Raw genomic sequence first — 20,456 nt, forward strand, 5'->3', positions numbered from 1 at the left:
AGGATGGACCGCCTACTATGGAAAGCCTGGTCCAAAGGTGATGCGCCTGGGCCTCGAAGCCTTCCGTCGCATCAAATACGGCACCACTTTGAGGCTCAAAAATGTGTGAATCGGATAGCCGGTCACCAGGGAGAGCACGAAGTAAGCTGTAAAACCATCGCGCAGGGAAAGCCGGAATGCTTCGGTTGAACCTGTGGTCCTACCCCCGTGCTTTTTGTTGCACGGGACCCATGGGTGCGACCGGCACCCGGCTTTCCCTGCGCCCTCTGTCTTCGAGGAGGGCGGAAAGTGATGCAAAGCTCGGGCGTGATACGCCGCGAGAGTGCGGACGCACATCCCTACTGCTGTTTGAAGCCGACGTAGGCTCCGCTGTTTGAAAATTGAATCAGAAGTCTGCAGCGACCCTGTCGGGTGGGCGTGCCCACTATCACGAGCAGAGCGTCAGATGGTGGGCACAGCGCTAGCGCGCTTTTGCCCACTATTGAAATTCGCCGACCTTTACGTCGCAGCGTGCTTCTTCGCCTTCGGCTTGCCGGCCTTCGGCGGCGGCGCGGGCACGTCAATGCGCTCGATCGACGACAGGCGGCCGGAGGTGAACGTGTAGATGCCGGCGCGCGGCCCGTGCGTATACGTGACGACGGCGACACGATCGCCGCGTTCATTCTTGGAGAGACCGACATTGTCGGGCGCGCCGATGCCGCGGACCACATCGCACTCAGTGTGTCCCAGCGCGACTGTCCCGGTACTCTGCGGCGGTGGTGCGCCGCCAGCGCCGTCGGCGAGCGCATTGGCATTCGCAGGCCCCGCCGGCGCCATCCCGGGGCATCCGCCCTCGGCGCTGACCATGTCCTCGGCGGTGACCGGCTTGGTCGGCGACAGCGGTGGCGTCTCGATCGAAATGTTGCGGATGAACAGCCGGCCAGGCCGCGAGAACCATTCGGCATCCCTTGAGAAAATATCCGAGCCGCCCGAACAGCCGGAGATGACCGGCGCAAGCAGCAGCAGGGCCAACAGAGGTTTCCGAATAAGTGTTCCGTCTCGCACGATCGATTGGGCTCCCGTCTCTACCCTCTTGTCCCGCCGCGCTTTTTTGCGCGGAGCGATACCCCAAGCCTTACGCGCGGCGCGCGCCTTTGCCCTAAAATCTTTGTCCGACCATCCCTTTGCGGCATGACCGTGGCTTCCCGCCGACTCCGGGACACAAAGTGCAAATTATCATTAATTCCGCAACCTTCTATTGCCGGCGCTGCCAGCGGCCGCGGTCGTCGGCCTGCCAGTAGGTCACCTCGAATCCGTTCGCCTTGCAGGCGGTCCAGTTCGCGCGCGCCGCCGCAACGGCGTCAGCGTCGTCGCCGTTGAACACCAGCACCAGCCGCTCATAGCTGCCGCTGTCTTCGGGCATCGCCGCATTGTCGACCAGGAAGCGCACGTTGGCGCGGTTCGGATTACCGTCGTCGATCGAAAGGATGATCGGCTGATCCGATGCGTCGGCGACACGCCAGGTGGCATGCGGCAGGAAGGAATCGTCGCTGTAGGTCCATAAATGCGCATCGAGCGCCTCGGCGCGCTCCAGCGACGTCGATTGCACCACCACGCGCCAGCCGCGCTCGAGCGATTTCTCGAGCAGCGGCGGCAGCACGCTCTCCAGCGACATGCCTTGCAGATGATAGAACAGGACCTCGGTCATCCCTGCTTATTTCTTCGCCTCGTAATAGTCCGCGACCAGGCGGTCCAGCAGGCGAACGCCGTAGCCCGAGCCCCAGCTCTGGTTGATGTCGGTCTTCGGCGCGCCCATCGCGGTTCCCGCGATGTCGAGATGCGCCCACGGTGTGCCGTCGACGAAGCGTTGCAGGAACTGCGCCGCGGTGATCGAGCCGCCGTGGCGGCCGCCGGTGTTCTTCATGTCGGCGAACTGCGAATCGATCAGCTTGTCGTATTCGGAGCCGAGCGGCATCCGCCACACCCGCTCGCCGGTCTCCTGCCCGACCTTGATGAGCCGATCGGCCAATTCGTCATTATTGGAGAACAGGCCGGCATGCTCGGTGCCGAGCGCGACCATGATCGCTCCGGTCAGTGTCGCGAGATCGACCATGAACTTCGGCTTGAATTTCTTCGCCACGTACCAGAGCACGTCGGCCAGCACGAGCCGGCCTTCGGCGTCGGTGTTGATGATCTCGATGGTCTGGCCCGACATCGACTTGACGATATCGCCGGGACGCTGGGCGTTGCCGTCGGGCATGTTCTCGACCAGGCCGATGGCGCCGACCGCGTTGACCTTGGCTTTGCGCGCGGCCAGCGCGTGCATCAGCCCGACCACGCAGGCCGCGCCGCCCATGTCGCCCTTCATGTCCTCCATGCTTCCGGCCGGCTTGATCGAGATACCGCCGGTATCGAAGCAGACGCCCTTGCCGACGAATGCCACCGGCTGCTCGCTCTTCTTGCCGCCGTTCCAGCGCATGATCACCACGCGGCCGGGCCGCGCCGAGCCCTGCGCAACGCCGAGCAGCGCGCCCATGCCGAGCTTGGTCATTGCCTTGACGTCGAGCACCTCGACGTCGACGCCGATCTTGCGGAGCTGGCTGGCGCGGCGTGCGAACTCCTCGGGATAGAGCACGTTCGGCGGCTCGTTCACGAGGTCACGCGCGATGACGACGCCTTCGACAATGGAGGCGTCAGGCGCAAATGCCTTCCTGGCGGCGGCGACATCGTCGACCGCGATCGAGACATCGGCGCGCACCTGTTCGTTCTCGCCGTCCTTCTTCTTGGTCTTGTAACGATCGAATTTATAGGCCCGGAGCCGGATACCGGAGGCGATGGCGGCAGCCTGCTCCGCCTTCATCGCGCCTTCGGCCAACTCGGCGATCACGGTGACGGTATCTGTCGCCGCGTTCAGCTTACCGGCAGCGACGCCACCGAATTTGAGAAAATCCCTCTCCTTGAGCGCCGACGCCTTGCCGGTTCCGACAACGATCAGGCGTTCGACCTTGATTCCCTCCGGCGCCAGGATATCGAGAATCGCGCCGCTCTTGCCCTTGAACTGGTTGGCCGCGGCTGCCCGCTTGACCGTCTCCGCCGCCTTCCCAAGCGCCTTGTCGGTCGCCGCGCCGAACTTCAGGGCCTCATCGCAAAACACCACCATCAGGCCCCGGACGGGCGCGGAAAACGGGACAAAGCCGACCTTTACGGCGTCGGACATCGGTAAACTCCTCCAGAATCAGGGCTGTCGCAGGCGGGAACCGGCTTGCGTGGGTAGTAAGTGGAATGTTGGTTCGCGGCCGTCCAGATCGGTCAGCCCCGGGGGTTTATCAACACTATGGCCTGCCGGCCGCCGCACTGCCAAGCGCGGCGTGGCTGGAACGTCACAAAGAGGAATAATTAACCATATGGAAGAAGCGCCTTGGCTCAGCCATTTTGTTGACGGATCAAAGGGATGGTAATGAGAGGATGACGGCTGGACGGATAAGCGGCACGGCCAAAGGGGAGCCCTTCGAAGGGATTGGTCGGGAAGCCGTGCGTTTTGGCGTGCCAAGTGAGATCTTGCGGTAACGGGATGGGGTCGATTGACAGGTATATTTTCCGCACGACGCTCGCGTCGTTTGCGGTAGTCCTGATCAGCCTCACCGGCGTGATCTGGATTACCCAGGCGTTGCGCGGCATCGACCTGATGACCAGCCAGGGTCAGACCATCATCACCTTCCTCGGCATCACTGGCTTGGTGATTCCGGCACTCGTCCTGATCATCGCGCCGATCGCGCTGATGATCGCGGTCTCGCACACGCTGAACAAGCTCGCGACCGATTCCGAGATCATCGTGATGAACGCGGCGGGCTTTTCTCCATTCCGCCTGTTCCGTCCCTTCTTCTATGCCACCTGCGTGGTCGCCGCGCTGGTCGCCTTCATCGGCGCCTATCTCGCGCCCGACGGCATGCGGCGCATCAAGCAATGGGACGCCGAGATCACCGCCGACGTGCTCACCAATATCCTGCAGCCCGGCCGTTTCGCCCAGCTCGACCAGAACCTGACGATTCGGATTCGTGAACGCCTGCCGGGCGGCGTGCTCGGCGGCATCTTTGTCGACGATCGCCGCGATCCCAAGGAGCGCGTCACCATCATCGCCGACCATGGCACGGTGCTGAAGAACGAGAATGGTTCGTATCTGGTGCTGGAGGACGGCAACCTGCAGCGATTCGAAGCCGGCAAGCGCGACCCTGCCCTCGTCGCCTTCGGCCGCTACGCGTTCGACATGTCGAAATTCTCCAGCCAGCGCGACGTCACGCTGGGGATTCGCGAGCGATATCTGTGGGAATTGATCTGGCCCGCGGCTGATGATCCGACCTTTGATCAACTGTCCGGCCAGTTCCGCGCCGAATTGCACGACCGCTTCATGGCGCCGATCTATCCGTTCGCATTTGCCGCACTCACATTCGCCTTCCTGGGCGCGCCGCGCACGACGCGCCAGAGTCGCAATTTCTCGATCGGCGGTTCGGTTCTCGCGGTGCTTGGCCTGCGCATGGCTGGATTCGCCTGCTCGGTGATGGCGGTGAAATCGTCGCTTGCCGTCGGCGCACAGTACCTGATGCTGCTCGGCGGCATCGGCGTCGGGCTCTGGATGATCATCGGCGGCGTGGTGGTGGAGCCGCCCCCCGGATTGATCGAAGCCATCAACAGGTCCAATGCGCGGATCGCGCGCCTGTTCGGAAGGCCGGCCACCGCATGAGCATGGTCACCAACACGCTCGGGCGCTATTTCGCCGGCCGCTTCGTGATCTCGGCCGTCGGCGTGTTTGTCGGCATCTTCGTGCTGCTCGTCCTGGTCGACTACATCGAGATGGTGCGCAAGACCTCCGGGCTGGTCACGGCCTCCGCGATCACGGTCGCCGAGACCTCGCTGTTCCGCGTCCCGCAGCTACTCGAGAAGCTGATGCCGTTCTGCGTGCTGATCGGGGCCATGACCTGCTACCTCGCGCTGTCGCGCCGGCTCGAGCTCGTGGTCGCGCGCGCCGCCGGCGTTTCGGCCTGGCAGTTCATCTCGCCTGCGCTGGCGAGCGCGATCGTGCTGGGGATCGGGGCGACCACCGCTTACAATCCGATGTCGGCAAACCTGCGCGAGCTCTCCAAGCAGATGGAAGCTGAGCTGTTCGGCTCGGCGCCAGGCGGCGGCATCCAGGACGCCTCCGGCTTCTGGCTCAACCAGGTCAACAGCGAGGGCCAGTCGATCATCAACGCCGCCCGCAGCGAGCAGCAGGGCGTGCGCCTGACCGGGCTGACCGTATTCCGCTTCGACACCAGCCTGCAGTTCAAGGAGCGAATCGAAGCCCGCGAAGCCTCCCTCGACGAGGGCCGCTGGGTGTTCAAAGGAGTACGTCGATACTCCCTCGACAAGCCCCCGATCGATCAGGACAGCTTCTACCTGGCCACGACGCTGACCCCGGCCCAGGTCCGCAACAGCTTTTCCACCCCGGAAACTGTGTCGTTTTGGCAACTACCGAACTACATCCGCTCGTCGGAGAGCTCGGGCTTTGCAACCGCGGGCTACCGGCTGCAGTACCACAAGCTCATTGCACAGCCGTTTTTGCTGGCTGCGATGGTGCTTTTGGCCGCTTCGGTCAGCTTGCGCTTCTTCCGGTTCGGCGGCGTGCAAAAGATGGTTTTGAGTGGCGTGGGTGCGGGCTTTCTGCTCTACGTGCTTTCGAAAGTAACTGAAGATTTGAGCAAGGCTGAGTTGATGCATCCCATCGCTGCGGCGTGGTTGCCCGTGTGCGTGGGCGGCCTCACCGGTTTCTTGGCCTTGCTATATCAGGAGGACGGGTAGTGGCCGTTGTCGCCGCCCGCCAGTTGGAGTCGCCTGCGTTCAGGCGGCGCAGTACCGTGCGCCGTCAGCGGACTCGCTTGGCCGGCTTCCTACTAACCTTGACCGTTGGATTCATCCTTACGGGGACGATCGGCGTTGACCTGACGACGCCCGCCGCCGCGCAGAGCTTCACCTACAATCCGCGGCCGCCGAAACCGACTCCGGCCCCGCCCCGGAATGACGGGCAGATGCTCGTGCAGGCGACCGAAGTCGATTACGACTACAACAATCAGCGCGTCTCCGCGGTCGGCAACGTGCAGATGTTCTACAACGGCACCAGCGTCGAGGCCGACAAGGTCATCTACGACCAGAAGACCAAGCGCCTCCATGCCGAGGGCAACATCCGCTTCACGGATGCCCAGGGCAAGATCACCTACGCCAACATCATGGATCTCAGCGACGACTACCGGGATGGTTTCGTCGATTCGCTGCGCGTCGACACCGAGGATCAGACGCGCATGGCGGCGACCCGTGCCGACCGGTCCGCTGGCAACTACACGGTGTTCGAGAACGGCGTCTATACGGCCTGCGCGCCGTGTAAGGACGACCCGAAGAAGCCGCCGCTATGGCAGGTCAAAGGCGCCCGCATCATCCATAACCAGACCGAGAAGATGCTCTATTTCGAGAACGCCCAGCTCGAGTTCTTCGGCGTTCCGATGGCGTACATGCCCTATTTCTCGACGCCCGACCCGACCGTGAAGCGCAAGAGCGGCTTCCTGATGCCGAATCCCAGCCAGGCATCGACCTATGGCTACGCCGTCGAGATCCCCTATTATTTCGCGCTCGCCCCAGACTATGACGCGACGTTCAACCCGCGCTTTACGACGCGCCAGGGCGTCCTGCTCCAGGGTGAATTCCGCCAGCGCCTGCTGGACGGCTCCTACTCGATCCGCGCCTATGGCATCGACCAGCTCGACCGCGGCGCCTTCGCCGGCCAGCCGGGCGACCGCCAGTTCCGCGGCGGCATCGATACCCACGGCCAGTTCGCGATCAACGACAAGTGGGTCTGGGGCTGGGACGGCGTGCTCCTGTCCGACTACTACTTCTTCCAGGACTATCGGCTTGCCCAGTACCGGGACCCATTTGCGGCGTTCCTGAGCCTGCCGACAGAAGCGATCTCGCAGCTCTACTTGACCGGCGTCGGCAATCGCAGCTTCTTCGATGCGCGCACGATCTATTACCTGAGCTACTCCGGCAACCAGAGCCAGGTGCCGGTGGTCCATCCGGTGATCGACTATAACAATGTGATCAACAGCCCGATCTTCGGCGGCGAGTTCAGCTACAAGGTGAACTTCACCAGCCTGACGCGGGACCAGGCGGTCTTCGACCCGATCACGACGCTCGCCAACACCGCTGGCCTGTGCACCACGGCATCCGCCGATCCCCTGGCCCGGATGCCGTCGCAATGCCTGTTGCGCGGCTTCCCCGGCACCTACACGCGCCTGACGGCCGAAGCTCAATGGCGGCGATCATACACCGACCCGTTCGGCCAGATATGGACGCCGTTCGCGATCGTTCGCGCCGACGCGATCGATTCTTCAGTCTCGAATCAGCCCGGTGTTTCGAACTTCCTTCCCGTCGGCGAGACGCAGGCGCTGCGCCTGATGCCGACCGTCGGCCTCGAATATCGCTACCCGTTCATCAATGTGCAGCCGTGGGGCACCACCACGCTCGAGCCGATCGCGCAGGTCATCATCCGCCCGAACGAGACCTATGCCGGCAAGCTGCCTAACGAGGACGCACAGAGCCTCGTGTTCGACACCAGCAACCTGTTCTCGGTCGACAAGTTCTCCGGCTATGACCGTGTCGAGGGCGGCGGCCGTGCCAACGTCGGCGTGCAGGCGACCACCCAGTTCGATCGGGGCGGTGCCGTGAAGGTGCTGTTCGGACAGTCCTACCAGTTGTTCGGCCTGAACTCGTTCGCGGTCGCCGATGCGACCAATACCGGCCTCGATTCGGGCCTGCAGCATGCCGCATCCGACTATGTCGGCAGCGTCAGCTATTCGCCCAACCGGACCTACACGTTCAGCGTCCGATCGCGAATGGACGAGGCTACCTGGAACATCAACCGCTTCGAGGCCGAGGGACGCGCAAACTTCGACCGTTGGTCGGTCAGCCTGCTCTACGGCAACTACGCGGCCCAACCGGAACTCGGCTATCTCACCCGTCGCGAAGGCATCCTGACCACCGCCTCGGTCAAGGTCGCCTCGAACTGGGTAGTATCCGGCTCTGCGCGTTGGGACCTTGAAGCGAACAAGATCAATCAGTACGTCGTCGGCGCTGGCTATGTGGACGACTGCTTCGTGCTGGCAGCGAACTATGTCACGTCATACACCTACTCCACCCCCTCGACGCCGCCAGTCCTCAGCCACTCGTTCATGTTCCAAATCGGGCTGCGGACGATCGCGACCACGACGACGACGGCGGGCGGCGCGAACGGCGGCTTTCAGTAGAGCGTGATCCGCACCGCCGAAATTCGGTGCGGATAGGTTGATATGGCTGATATGACCACATCGCTGAGATGACCATGACGACGTTACCCCTTCGCCTTTCGACCCTGGCTCCCGCGATCGCGCTCGCGCTGATGCTCTGCGGCACTTCGCCGCTGAAAGCGCAGACCGTGGCCGTCATGGTCAACGGCGAGCCGATCACCAACTACGACATCGAGCAGCGCACCAAGCTGAACTTCCTGACCACCCACAAGCAGCAGAACCGGCAGGAAGTGATCGAGGAACTGATCGACGAAAAGGTGAAGATCAAGGAAGCCAAGAAATTCGGCGTCGACCCCTCCTCCTCCGACATCGAGCAATCCTATTCCGCAATGAGCGCGCGGATGCGGATCTCGCCGGAGCAACTGACGAAGTCGCTGGAGAGCCAGGGCATTCGCGCCGACACGCTCAAGTCCCGCATCAGGGCCGACATGGTTTGGACCAGCCTCGTGCGTGGCCGCTACAAGGAAAGCCTCCAGGTCGGCGAGAAGGATGTCGCGGCCGCCGCGCAGGAAGGCGGCGAAAAGACCGAGATCGAAGCTTTCGAATACAAGATGCAGCCGATCGTGCTGATCGTGCCGCGCGGCTCCACGCCGGCATTGGTCGAAGCGCGCAAGAAGGAAGCTGAGGGGCTGCGCGAGCGCATCACGAGCTGCGACGAAGCCAATTCCTATTTCAAGACCATACCCAACGCGGCGATCCGCGACACCGTGACCAAGACCACGGCCGACATCCCGCCGAGCATTCGCGAGGTGCTCGACAAGACGCCGATCGGCCATCTGACCCCGCCGGAGATCACCAAGCAGGGCGTGGAGATGGTCGTGCTGTGCGGCCGCAAGACGACGATGATCGACTCGCCGAAGAAGAGGGAAATCCGCGAGAAGATGTACGCCCAGAAATATGAGGCGAAATCGAAATCCTATCTGCAGGAAGTCCGCAAAGCGGCCATGATCGAATATCGCTGATGATGTCGAAGCCCCTTGCGCTGACATCCGGCGAACCCGCAGGTATCGGCCCGGACATTGCGCTTGCCGCGTGGTTGCGGCGTGATGAACTGAAGCTTCCGCCGTTTTACCTGCTCGGCGACCGCGAGTTCCTCGCTGAGCGCGCGCACCGTCTTGGCCTTGCGGTCGAGCTCGCCGATGCTTCCCCCGAAGAGGCGCTCGGCACGTTCGCGAGAGCCTTGCCCGTCGTTCCGGCCGGCAAGCCGGCGACGGCGCGGCCCGGCACGCCGGATGCGACCAGTGCGGATGCAGCGCTATCCTCGATCCGGCGCGCGGTCGCTGACGTCATGGCCGGCAAGGCCGCCGCTGTCGTCACCAACCCGATCGCCAAGAACGTGCTCTATCGCGCCGGCTTCGGTCACCCCGGCCATACCGAATTCCTGGCCGAACTCGCGGCCAAGAACGGGGTCGCGCCGCAGCCCGTAATGATGCTGTGGTCGCCCGAACTCGCCGTGGTGCCCGTGACGATCCACCTTTCGCTGCGCGAAGCGCTTGCACTGCTCACGACTGACTTGATCGTCTCGACGGCCCGCATCGTGGTGGCCGACATGAAGGCGCGCTTCGGGCTTGCCCGCCCGCGCCTGGCAATTTCGGGTCTCAATCCGCACGCCGGCGAAGACGGTACGCTCGGCAGCGAAGATATCGAGATCGTGGCGCCGGCTGTCGAGATCCTGCGCGCCGAAGGTGTCGACGTCCGCGGACCGCTGCCGGCGGACACGCTGTTCCACAAGGCGGCGCGCGCCACCTATGACTGCGCAATCTGCATGTATCACGATCAGGCGCTGATCCCGATCAAGACCATCGCGTTCGATGACGCGGTCAATGTCACGCTGGGCCTGCCGTTCGTCCGGACGTCGCCGGATCACGGCACGGCGTTCGACATCGCCGGCACCGGCCGCGCCAATCCGTCGAGCCTGATCGCGGCGCTGCGCCTGGCCGCAAGGATGGCCGCGACGAAGCCTGAATGAGCGCGCTCGACGATCTGCCGCCGCTGCGCGACATCATTCGCGAACACTCCTTGTCGGCGCGCAAGTCGCTGGGCCAGAATTTTCTGCTCGATCTCAACCTCACCGCGCGGATCGCGCGCGCCGCGGGTCCGCTCGAGGACTCGACCGTGATCGAGGTCGGTCCCGGCCCAGGCGGATTGACCCGGGCGCTGCTCGCGCTCGGCGCAAAACGCGTGATTGCCATCGAGCGCGACGAGCGGGCGCTGGCTGCGCTCGACTACATCGTGAAGCGATACCCGGGACGGCTGGAGATCGTGCATGCCGACGCGCAGCATTTCGATCCCCGCCCCCTGCTCGATGGCGGCAAGGCAAAGATCGTTGCCAACCTGCCCTACAACATCGCGACCCAGCTTCTGGTCGATTGGCTGTCGATCGAACCCTGGCCGCCCTGGTACGACATGATGGTGCTGATGTTCCAGCGCGAGGTCGCCGAGCGGATCGTCGCGCAGGAAAACGGCGAGGCCTATGGCCGGCTTGCCGTGCTCGCCAACTGGCGCACTGAGACAAAGATCCTGTTCGACATTTCGCCGTCGGCCTTCGTGCCGCAGCCGAAGGTCACCTCGTCGCTGGTGCGATTGATACCACGCGCCGCACCCGAGCCTTGCGACCGACGCGCGCTGGAACAGGTGGCAGCCGCAGCCTTCGGTCAGCGCCGCAAGATGCTACGCCAGAGCCTGAAGTCACTTTCGGTCGATCCGGCTCGGCTCGCCGCCGCAGCACATGTCGATACCACCCGACGCGCCGAAACTATTCCCATCTCCGGCTTTGTTGCCATGGCTCGTGAATTGGCCAATATACGAAACACAACATCAAACATTGCCTAAGGAGCGAACGCCATGGCGCAAATGGTACGCCAGTCCCTCGTGAAATTTGATGCGCCGTTGTGCGAGACCATCGCCGAGACGCCGAAGCCGCAAGGACGCGAAGTCCTGGTCCGCATCGAGCGTTGCGGGCTCTGCCATTCCGACCTGCACATCCAGGATGGTTACGCCGATCTCGGCGGCGGCAAGAAGCTCGACACCACGCGCGGCATGACCCTGCCCTTCACGCTCGGCCACGAAATCGCAGGTGTCGTCGCGGAAGTCGGCCCCGATGTTCCGACTGACCTGATCGGCAAGAAGAAGGCTGTGTTTCCGTGGATCGGCTGTGGCCAGTGCCGCGACTGCCTGAACGGCGATGAGAACCTCTGCGTCAAGCAGCGTTTCCTGGGCGTGTCCATCGACGGCGGCTTCGCCAGCCATGTCCTGGTGCCCGATGCAAAGTACCTGCTCGACTACGATCCGCTGCCGGTCAATCAGGCGGCGACGCTGATGTGCTCGGGCGTCACGGCCTACGGCGCGCTGAAACGATTGGTGGATCGCCCACGGCAGCGCAACCTGCTGCTGATCGGCCTCGGCGGCGTCGGCATGATGGGACTTTCCTTCGCACAGGCGATGTTCAAGCAACCGATCTCGGTCGCCGATCTCAGCCCAGCCGCGCGCGAGACGGCGCTACAGAACGGCGCAGCGGTCGCCTACGACCCGGCCGAGCCGGACATTGTCAAGCGCATCCTGAAAGAGACTGAAGGCGGCTTTGACGAAGTGGTCGATTTCGCCGGCAACGAGAAGTCCATGGCGTTCGCAGTCTCCGCGCTGGCGCGCGGCGGCAAGATCGTGGTCTCCGGCCTGATGGGCGGCACTTTCAGCCTGCCGATGGTGCAATGGGTCTACAAGCGCATGACCATCGAGGGCTTCATGGTAGGGACGCTGGCCGAGGGTCAGGAATTGATGGCGCTGGCGCGTGCCGGCAAGATCAAGCCGACGCCGATGCAGGAAGAACCGATGGCCGACGTCCAGAAGTGGATCGACCAGTTGCGCGCCGGCAAGGTCGTCGGACGCATCGTTCTGAAGAATTAGATCACCGGGCGAGGACGGCAGCGTCGATCCGATCGGCGCAGCCAACGGCATCACCGTGATCAGCAGTGGCCGCATTTCAAACCATTCCGGCTCGGGAAGTTTTCGGCAGTCTTGTGGCTGCGTCGGCCGCTGGACTGCCTCCAAGCAATAGCTGCCGGGTGGCTTCCCCAGGCCCCGATCTGCCGCAATTGGGGCGGTCGGCAAGCCCAAATTAAGCCCCACCCGCTCCGGATTTGCGGCGCATTGCGACCCAACTTCCTACCGAGAGTTAGGGGTTAAGGGGTAGCCGGTGTTATCGGGGATGTAGATGTCAAAGCGTACCGCCCAATTTATTTCAGCACTTGTTGCTACGATGCTGGCGGGTGCCAGCCTCACCGCCGGAGCAGAAAACAGTACCGAGAGTGCCGACAGCGCCAAGACTGCCGACAGTTGCCTGTCGGCTCCACAGGGGGCTGCGCCTGCAGGAAGCCATTGGTATTATCGCCTTGAGCGCTCCACCAAGCGCAAGTGCTGGTATGTCCGCGAAGGGAGCAGCAAGGCGGCGAAGGCCGCGCCTGTACAGCAGGAATCCCCGCCGCCGGCCGAAGCCGCCAACCCGCCCCAGCCGGCGGCCAGCATCAGCCCGTCGGTCGCAGATGCGCGCGCTGAGCTGACCCCACCCCAGGCGGACGCCAAACAGAAGCTCGCCTCCGCCCTCGACAACGCGCCGCCTTCCGTCGGGGCACCCGCCTCCGGCTCGCTGGTTTCGGCACGCTGGCTTGACCAATCGAGCATGGCCGCATCCGGTGGCACCAAGGTCGCCGCCGCCGATAGCGGCGCGAGCCCACAGGAAGAGCCGGCGGTGGCGCCGCAATCCGCGCCGCCGCCGGCGCCCGCGGCAACGACGCATTCGACCGTTGAGAAGCAATCAACCTCGACGCTGTTGTTCATCATGGCAGGCACACTTGCGCTCGCCGGCCTGGTCGGCGGCCTCATCTTCCGGCTCAACCGCACGGGCACGCCACCCTACGAGGTCGATAATGAGTGGCGCGCGCCCTGGGACCGCGATCACGCCGAGCGCGCCCCTCAACTGGCCGCCGAGCACAAGGAGATCCCGCCACGTCCGGTCGAATCGCCGCGAGCGCCTCGCATCGAAGCGGAGCAGCGGGGCCCCGGGCCTGCGCCTGAACCCTCGTTTGAAGATACGCAGCGGGAGATCAAGGAAATGCTCGCGCGTCTGGCGAAAAGCGCGACCGCCTGAGCGGAGCGGATCACTTCTCGAGCTGGCGCTGCAGGTTGCGCACGAACTCGGTCAGGCCGGTGCGGCGCTCGCGCTTCAGCCGCTCCGCCTTCAGGATCGACTGCACTTCGGCGAAGGCGTGATCGACGCTCTGGTTGATGACGATGTAGTCGTACTCGGCCCAATGGCTGAGTTCGTGGGTGGCGCGATTCATCCGCCCGCGGATCACTTCCGCGGAATCCTGCGCACGGGTGTGCAGGCGCTTCTCGAGATCGGCCGCCGACGGCGGCAGGATGAAGACGCTGACCACGTCGGCGCGCGCCTTCTCGCGCAGTTGCTGGGTGCCCTGCCAGTCGATGTCGAACAGCACGTCCTGTCCGGCCGACAGCGCGGCTTCGACCGGCCGGCGCGGCGTGCCGTAGCGGTTGTCGAACACGGTCGCCCATTCGAGCAACTCGCCCTGAGCGACCATCTTCTCGAATTTCGTCTTGTCGACAAAGAAATAGTCGCGGCCGTCGACCTCGCCCGGCCGCATCGGCCGCGTCGTCGCCGACACCGACATTTTCAGGCCGGGCATCCGCTCGATCAACAGCCGCGACAGCGTCGTCTTGCCGGCGCCTGACGGCGACGACAGCACGAACATCAGCCCGCGCCGCTCGACCCCGTCAAAGCCGTGGGCCTCTCCTTGGGCCACCATTGTCCTCACTCCAGATTCTGAACCTGCTCGCGGAACTGCTCGACCACGTTCTTCATCTCGAGCCCGGTATTGGTGAGCTCGATATCGTTCGATTTCGAGCAGCAGGTATTGACCTCGCGATTGAATTCCTGTGCCAGGAAATCCAGCCGGCGTCCGATCGCTCCGCCCTTGCCGATCATCTCACGCGCCTGCGCGACGTGGGACGCGATGCGGTCGAGTTCCTCGCGGATATCGGCCTTGGTCGCGATCAGGATCGCCTCCTGGTTCAGCCGATCCGCATCGAAACGGTCGGAGGTCTCCAGCAGCGCCGCAACCTGTTCGGCAAGTCGCGCGCGGATCGCCTCCGGCTTGCGGCCCGGTGCCGCTTCCGCCTTCCTGGCGAGCTGTTCGATCTCGTCCATCCGCTGGATCAGCACTTGCCCGAGCGCCGTACCCTCGCGGCGGCGCATCTCGACGAGATGGGCCAGCGCCTGCTCGAAGGCCAGCGCGGCGGCCTCTCTCGCCGCCTTGTCCTCGGCCTCGTCGCTTTCAGGCTCGACCACCTCGATCACGCCCTTGATGCCGAGCAATCCGTCAATGCTCGGCGCCACCGCGTCGATCTTCTGCGCCAGTTCGCCCGCGACCTTCACGATCGAGGCCAGGACGTCTTCGTTGATGCGCACCGCCGACACGGCGTTGGCGCGCTTGACATTGAGATTGGCATAGACGGTTCCGCGCGACAGCACTTCGCTCGCGCGCTTCTTCACCACGGCCTCAAGCTCGTCCCAGCCTGGCGGCAGCCGCAGCCGCAAATCAAAGCCCTTGGCATTGACCGACTTCAGTTCCCACTCGAAGGTATAGGGGCCGCTCGCGCCATGGCTTCGGGCAAAACCGGTCATGCTCGATAGGGCCATCGCATAAAACTTTCTGACAAGAGATGTGAGACTCGCTGGAACGCGTGCGACCTTAAGCCGATTTAGCCGAAAGTGGAATTACGTTCGCCGCGACGGGCTAGCGCTCCACCACAGGCGGCGACGTCGTCGACTGCGCGGCGCCCTGCCGTGCCGGCCTTGCCGGCTTCTTCGAGTTGGCCGGCGGCTTGGGCGGTGTGGTTGCAGTCGGGTTGGTGTCGGGCGGCGCGCTGGCGGCGGGCGGCGGCGGATCGTCTGCAGGCTCAACCGTGTCGTTCTGGATCTGCTTTTCGATCGAACGGAGCTTCGCCACGTTCTTTTGGTGCTGATCGTAGGTCTCGGTGAACGCATGCCCGCCGCTGCCGTCGGCAACGAAGAACAGATCGCGGGTGCGTGCCGGATTGGCTGCGGCTTCGAGCGAGGCGCGGCCGGGATTGGCGATCGGGCCCGGCGGCAGGCCATCGATGACATAGGTGTTGTAGGGCGACGGCTGGGTGATCTCGCTGCGCTTGATCGGCCGCCCCAGCGTTCCCTTGCCGCCGACCAGCCCGTAGATGATGGTCGGGTCCGACTGCAGCTTGATCTTCTGCCGCAGACGATTGACGAACACCGCCGAGACGCGGCTGCGCTCATCGGCCCTGCCGGTCTCCTTCTCGACGATCGACGCCAGCGTCACGAGTTGCTCCGGCGTTCTGACCGGAATGTCCGGATTGCGGCGTTCCCAGATTTCCGTCAGCACGCGCTTCTGGGTCTGCTGCATGCGCTGGATCACCTGCTCGCGCGTGGTGCCGCGCGGGAATTTGTAGGTCTCCGGCAACAGCGTGCCCTCGCGCGGTATCTCGCGCACCGAACCTGTGAAGATGTCGTTGTCTGACAGCCGTGCCACGATCTGCTCGGAGGTCAGGCCTTCGGGAATGGTAACGGCGTGCTGCACCACCTTGCCTTCCACGATGGTGCCGATGACGTCGCGCAGGCTCGCGCTCTTCTGGAACGAATATTCGCCGGGCTTGAGATCGGAACTCGCCTTCATCGCAAACACGCTGCCGATGAAGACCCAGGGATTGACGTCGATCACACCCTCACGCTGCAGGATGTCGGCGATATCGCGCTTGCCGGCCCGCTGCGGAATGTTGACGATCTTGTCCTCCTGCAGCGGTCCCGACGCTTCCAGGGTCTGCTTTCCGTAGTAATAGGCGATGCCCGCGCCAATCATCAGAAGGATCAGCAAGGTGATGATGGCATTACCGACCACGACGAACGGATTGCGGGCACGGTCCGACCGTTTCGGCGGCGGCGGGACCTGTTCAGGCTCCAGCGCGGCGCGCGGGCTTCGCGGTGAAATGGGCGGCCTCTCACTCATCGATTCGACCTGAATCCTGCCGGTTCAATCGTGGCCTGACAAATCTAAAGTCCTGCCAATACGATCAATACTATACGAGTATGCGCCCGCGCCTAGAAGTCATCGGCGATTGCGGCAAAACGGTGAACTGGCTCCAATCCGCCTGCTCGGACATGATCCGGAAAAGTGGAAACCGGTTTTCCCTCGCGATAAACGCGCAGCGTTTGTGCTGACATCATGCCCAAACAAAGAGGTCAGATCATGATCCGATTCGATCAATCGGATCATGATCTAGTTGATAACACGCTGCAGGATCACGGAAGCGTTAGTGCCTCCGAAGCCGAACGAGTTGGACAACGCCACATTGATCTCGCGCTTGCGCGGCGTGTGCGGCACGAGATCGATTGCCGTCTCCACTGACGGATTGTCGAGATTGATCGTCGGCGGGGCGATGTTGTCGCGAATCGCCAGGATGCTGAAGATCGCCTCGATCGCGCCGGCGGCGCCGAGCAGATGTCCGGTCGACGACTTCGTCGACGACATCGAGACTTTCGACGCCGCATTGCCGAGCAGCCGCTCGACCGCGCCGAGTTCGATCTCGTCGCCAACCAGCGTCGAGGTGCCGTGGGCGTTGATGTAGTCGATATCGGACGGCGTCATGCCGGCACGCTTCAATGCCGCCGACATGCTGCGGAAGCCGCCGTCTCCGTCCGGCGACGGCGAGGTGATGTGATAGGCGTCGCCCGAGAGTCCGTAGCCGACGACCTCCGCATAGATCCTCGCGCCGCGGTTTTTCGCGTGCTCATATTCCTCAAGCACGACGATGCCGGCGCCCTCGCCCATCACGAAGCCGTCGCGGTCCTTGTCGTAAGGACGCGACGCCTTGATCGGCGTCTCGTTGAAACCGGTGGACAGCGCGCGCGCCGCGCAGAAGCCGGCCATGCCGATGCGGCAAATCGGCGATTCGGCGCCGCCGGCCACCATCACCTCGGCATCCCCGAGCGCGATCAGCCGAGCAGCGTCGCCGATCGCATGCGCGCCCGTCGAGCAGGCGGTCACGACCGCATGGTTCGGCCCCTTCAGGCCGTGCTCGATCGAGACGTATCCCGACGCCAGATTGATCAGCCGGCCCGGAATGAAGAACGGCGACACCTTGCGCGGACCGCGTTCCTTGAGCAGCACCGCCGTGTCGGCGATGCCCGAGAGGCCGCCGATGCCGGAGCCGATCAAGGTGCCGGTCGCGCACTTGTCCTCTTCGCTCTCCGGATGCCAGCCGGCATCGTCGAGCGCCTGCTTGGCCGCGCACATCGCGAAGATGATGAAGTCATCGACCTTGCGCTGGTCCTTCGGCTCCATCCACTGATCGGGATTGAAGGTGCCCTCGCTGCCATCGCCGCGCGGCACCACGCAGGCAACCTGGCTCGGCAGATCGGAGACATCGAAGGTCTCGATCCTGCGCGCCCCACTGCGGCCCTCAAGGATACGTGCCCAACTGGTGTCGACGCCACAGCCGAGTGGTGTAACCATGCCCAGCCCCGTGACGACAACACGTCTCATGTCAAGAACTCCGTCCTGAAATGCGCGGTCAATAACAAGAAACCGGGGGACCGCCTGACAACGGTCCGTCCGGCTTCGTCGGCACCGCGAAGGGCGTCAGCTTTTCGCGTTCTTCTCGAGAAACTTGGTCGCGTCGCCGACCGTCAGGATCGTCTCCGCGGCGTCGTCGGGAATCTCGCAACCAAATTCTTCTTCGAATGCCATCACGAGCTCGACGGTGTCGAGACTGTCTGCGCCGAGGTCATCGATGAAACTTGCGCTGTCGACCACCTTCTCCGGCTCAACGCCAAGGTGCTCGACTACAATCTTCTTTACCCGCTCGCCAATCTCACTCATCGTTCACCCTCGTGCTTGTTCCATTGGACCCGACCCCCAGACGATACGAGCCATCGTGGTCGTGTAGTTTTCCTGAGCTGTCGCGCATAGTCTTGATTCGGCGGTCGTGGCCGACTAAGTCCCGGCGAACGGCAGGCGTCGCCACGCCAATATACAGGGTTTCAACATCCTGCAATGGCGTTCTTTGCCCATCCGCGGCTGGTTCGGTTATCATAATTCCCTAGTCTTGACTATAAGCCCCGCCCGGTCGCCGGTAGGGCATTCCGCCACGCAAAAACGCTCCGGTAACCCGCTCAAAACATGGCCATTCCGCCATTGACGTGAATCGTCTGTCCGGTCACGTAGGCGGCCTCGTTGGAAGCAAGGTAGACGGCTGCGGCGGCGATGTCTTCGGACGTTCCGAGTCGCGCCGCAGGAACCTTTGCCAGGATGGCCTCGCGCTGCTTGTCGTTCAGCGCATCCGTCATCGGCGTCTTGATGAAGCCCGGCGCAATGCAATTGGCGGTCACGCCACGCTTGGCATATTCGGCGCCCAGCGTCTTGATCAGGCCGATGATACCGGCCTTCGACGCGGTGTAGTTGGCCTGGCCGGGATTGCCGGTGACGCCGACGATCGAGGTGATGGCGATGATGCGGCCGAAGCGCTTGCGCATCATCAATTTGGTGGCGGCGCGCGCAAGGCGGAAGGTCGCCGTCAGGTTGATCGCGATCACCTCGTCCCAATCCTCGTCGCGCAACTGCACGAACAGATTGTCGCGCGTGATTCCGGCATTGGCGACGAGGATGTCGACCTGTCCCATGGCGGTCTCTGCCGCGGGCACCAATGCTTCGACTTCGGCAGTGTTGGAGAGATTGCACGGCAGGACGTGAACACGCTCGCCGAGCTTGGCTGCAAACGCATCCAGCACCTCGCGCCGCGTGCCCGAGATCGCAACGGTTGCGCCCTGCGCGTGCAGCGCCTGCGCGATCGCGCCGCCAATGCCACCGGTTGCGCCGGTGACCAGCGCGGTCCTGCCCGTCAAATCAAACATTACTATCTCCTCTCGGCTCTCTTAGAGCATGATCTCCGCGTAAACGCATCGCGTTTGTCGCGAGGGAAAACCGGCACTCACTTTTCCCGATCATGCTTCAGGCCGAAGCGGCCAATGCATCCTTGGCGGCCGCGATATCACCGGGACCGCCGACGGAAACTCCTACCGCGCCATCGGCGATGCGCTTCACCAGCCCGGTCAGGACCTTGCCGGCGCCGATCTCGAAGAAGCGCGTCACGCCCTTGCCTGCCATATAGGCGACCGACTCGCGCCAGCGCACCGTGCCGGTGACCTGTTCGATCAGCCGGCGGCGGATCTCGTCGGGATCGGTGATGGCGCTCGCCAGCACGTTCGAGACCAGCGGCGCGGACGGCGCCTTGATGGTGACGCCGGATAACGCCTCGGCCATGGCGTCGGCCGCCGGCTGCATCAACTTGCAATGGAACGGAGCCGACACCGGTAGCAGCATCGCCCGCTTGGCGCCCTTGCCTTTGGCGATCTCGACCGCGCGATCGACGGCTGCCTTGTCGCCGGAAACCACGACCTGTCCGCCCCCATTGTCATTGGCCGCCTGGCACACTTGGCCCTGGGCGGCTTCCTCGGCGACCGCCATCGCCGCCTCATAGTCGAGGCCGAGCAGCGCGGCCATGGCGCCGACGCCGACGGGCACCGCCTTCTGCATCGCAAGGCCGCGGGTGCGCAACAGGCGCGCGGTATCGCTGACGCTGAGGCTGCCGGCGGCGGCCAGTGCCGAGTACTCGCCGAGCGAATGGCCCGCGACATAGGCCGCGTCGCGACCGACCGAGAAGCCGGCCTCAGTCTCCAGCACCCGCAGCGTCGCGATCGAGACCGCCATCAGCGCCGGCTGGGCATTCTCGGTGAGCTGCAGGGTTTCGGCCGGACCGTCCCAGATGATCCCGGTCAGCTTCTCTCCCAGCGCGGCGTCGACCTCGTCGAACACCGCCCGGGCCACCGGAAAGGCATCGGCGAGGGCCTTGCCCATGCCGACGGCCTGCGACCCCTGCCCCGGAAAAGTGAATGCTGCCGTCATGGCGCTCCCAAGCTGTTTGGGCATGATCTCCGGGAAAGGCGGCTTCCGCTCCTTCCGGATCATGCTCTGGACGGGCGCGTAAGACACCGTC

18 protein-coding genes are annotated in these 20,456 nt (G+C 63.9%); 8 read left to right on the plus strand and 10 right to left on the minus strand.

All coding sequences use genetic code 11. The annotated features are described in order from the left end of the window. Positions 1-498: 498 nt before the first annotated feature. The 3 genes from ACZIRK_RS40070 to ACZIRK_RS40080 all read right to left on the minus strand — a co-directional run bounded on the left by ACZIRK_RS40070 (position 499) and on the right by ACZIRK_RS40080 (position 3,196). Positions 499-1,011: a hypothetical protein gene (locus ACZIRK_RS40070; protein WP_245475063.1), complete on the minus strand. Its 513-nt coding sequence runs from the start codon at positions 1,009-1,011 to the stop codon at positions 499-501. A gap of 223 nt (positions 1,012-1,234) precedes the next feature. Then, on the minus strand, positions 1,235-1,687 hold the full coding sequence (locus tag ACZIRK_RS40075; protein WP_130229781.1) for a DNA polymerase III subunit chi: 453 nt from the start codon (positions 1,685-1,687) through the stop codon (positions 1,235-1,237). Between the two features lie 6 nt (positions 1,688-1,693). Beyond that, positions 1,694-3,196 (minus strand): leucyl aminopeptidase, encoded by a 1,503-nt coding sequence (locus ACZIRK_RS40080; RefSeq protein ID WP_130229782.1) that lies wholly within the window; start codon positions 3,194-3,196, stop codon positions 1,694-1,696. Between the two features lie 354 nt (positions 3,197-3,550). Here ACZIRK_RS40080 and lptF point away from each other — a divergent pair, with 354 nt between their 5' ends. From lptF to ACZIRK_RS40120, 8 genes are all read left to right on the plus strand, one after another. Then, a complete protein-coding gene (gene lptF / locus ACZIRK_RS40085; protein ID WP_028165902.1) occupies positions 3,551-4,717 on the plus strand; it encodes an LPS export ABC transporter permease LptF in 1,167 nt (388 codons plus the stop codon). Then, positions 4,714-5,811: an LPS export ABC transporter permease LptG gene (lptG, locus tag ACZIRK_RS40090; RefSeq protein ID WP_028165903.1), complete on the plus strand. Its 1,098-nt coding sequence runs from the start codon at positions 4,714-4,716 to the stop codon at positions 5,809-5,811. Before lptF ends, lptG begins: the two co-directional genes overlap by 4 nt. 98 nt (positions 5,812-5,909) lie before the next feature. After that, the gene (locus tag ACZIRK_RS40095) at positions 5,910-8,303 is read left to right on the plus strand and encodes an LPS-assembly protein LptD (protein WP_474419420.1); all 2,394 of its coding nucleotides are present in this window, start codon (positions 5,910-5,912) and stop codon (positions 8,301-8,303) included. Between the two features lie 68 nt (positions 8,304-8,371). After that, positions 8,372-9,304 carry a SurA N-terminal domain-containing protein gene (locus ACZIRK_RS40100; protein WP_028165905.1) on the plus strand — a complete coding sequence of 311 codons (933 nt, stop codon included), beginning with the start codon at positions 8,372-8,374 and terminating at the stop codon, positions 9,302-9,304. Between the two features lie 2 nt (positions 9,305-9,306). Next, positions 9,307-10,311 carry a 4-hydroxythreonine-4-phosphate dehydrogenase PdxA gene (gene pdxA, locus ACZIRK_RS40105; RefSeq protein WP_474419423.1) on the plus strand — a complete coding sequence of 335 codons (1,005 nt, stop codon included), beginning with the start codon at positions 9,307-9,309 and terminating at the stop codon, positions 10,309-10,311. Next, positions 10,308-11,174 carry a 16S rRNA (adenine(1518)-N(6)/adenine(1519)-N(6))-dimethyltransferase RsmA gene (gene rsmA / locus ACZIRK_RS40110; RefSeq protein WP_130229785.1) on the plus strand — a complete coding sequence of 289 codons (867 nt, stop codon included), beginning with the start codon at positions 10,308-10,310 and terminating at the stop codon, positions 11,172-11,174. Before pdxA ends, rsmA begins: the two co-directional genes overlap by 4 nt. Before the next feature lie 12 nt (positions 11,175-11,186). Beyond that, positions 11,187-12,245 (plus strand): alcohol dehydrogenase, encoded by a 1,059-nt coding sequence (locus ACZIRK_RS40115; protein WP_130229786.1) that lies wholly within the window; start codon positions 11,187-11,189, stop codon positions 12,243-12,245. 307 nt (positions 12,246-12,552) lie between these two features. Then, positions 12,553-13,485 carry a hypothetical protein gene (locus ACZIRK_RS40120; RefSeq protein WP_130229787.1) on the plus strand — a complete coding sequence of 311 codons (933 nt, stop codon included), beginning with the start codon at positions 12,553-12,555 and terminating at the stop codon, positions 13,483-13,485. Positions 13,486-13,495: 10 nt separating this feature from the next. Here ACZIRK_RS40120 and gmk read toward each other — a convergent pair whose 3' ends face one another. The 7 genes from gmk to fabD form a co-directional block, all read right to left on the minus strand. After that, positions 13,496-14,161, minus strand: coding sequence for a guanylate kinase (gmk, locus tag ACZIRK_RS40125; RefSeq protein ID WP_130229788.1), 666 nt, complete (start codon positions 14,159-14,161; stop codon positions 13,496-13,498). Between the two features lie 5 nt (positions 14,162-14,166). Then, positions 14,167-15,054, minus strand: coding sequence for a YicC/YloC family endoribonuclease (locus ACZIRK_RS40130; protein WP_130229789.1), 888 nt, complete (start codon positions 15,052-15,054; stop codon positions 14,167-14,169). Positions 15,055-15,151: 97 nt separating this feature from the next. Continuing rightward, complete coding sequence (gene mltG / locus ACZIRK_RS40135) at positions 15,152-16,411, minus strand: endolytic transglycosylase MltG (protein ID WP_130231542.1); 1,260 nt, start codon at positions 16,409-16,411, stop codon at positions 15,152-15,154. Between the two features lie 270 nt (positions 16,412-16,681). After that, on the minus strand, positions 16,682-17,947 hold the full coding sequence (fabF, locus tag ACZIRK_RS40140; RefSeq protein WP_130231544.1) for a beta-ketoacyl-ACP synthase II: 1,266 nt from the start codon (positions 17,945-17,947) through the stop codon (positions 16,682-16,684). 96 nt (positions 17,948-18,043) lie between these two features. Next, positions 18,044-18,283, minus strand: a complete 240-nt coding sequence (locus ACZIRK_RS40145; RefSeq protein ID WP_002716125.1) for an acyl carrier protein — start codon at positions 18,281-18,283, stop codon at positions 18,044-18,046. Between the two features lie 293 nt (positions 18,284-18,576). Continuing rightward, positions 18,577-19,314: a 3-oxoacyl-[acyl-carrier-protein] reductase gene (gene fabG, locus ACZIRK_RS40150; RefSeq protein WP_028165058.1), complete on the minus strand. Its 738-nt coding sequence runs from the start codon at positions 19,312-19,314 to the stop codon at positions 18,577-18,579. A gap of 97 nt (positions 19,315-19,411) precedes the next feature. Continuing rightward, positions 19,412-20,365 (minus strand): ACP S-malonyltransferase, encoded by a 954-nt coding sequence (gene fabD / locus ACZIRK_RS40155; protein ID WP_474419421.1) that lies wholly within the window; start codon positions 20,363-20,365, stop codon positions 19,412-19,414. Positions 20,366-20,456 lie beyond the last annotated feature (91 nt).

The organism is Bradyrhizobium sp. Leo114, from assembly GCF_055229415.2.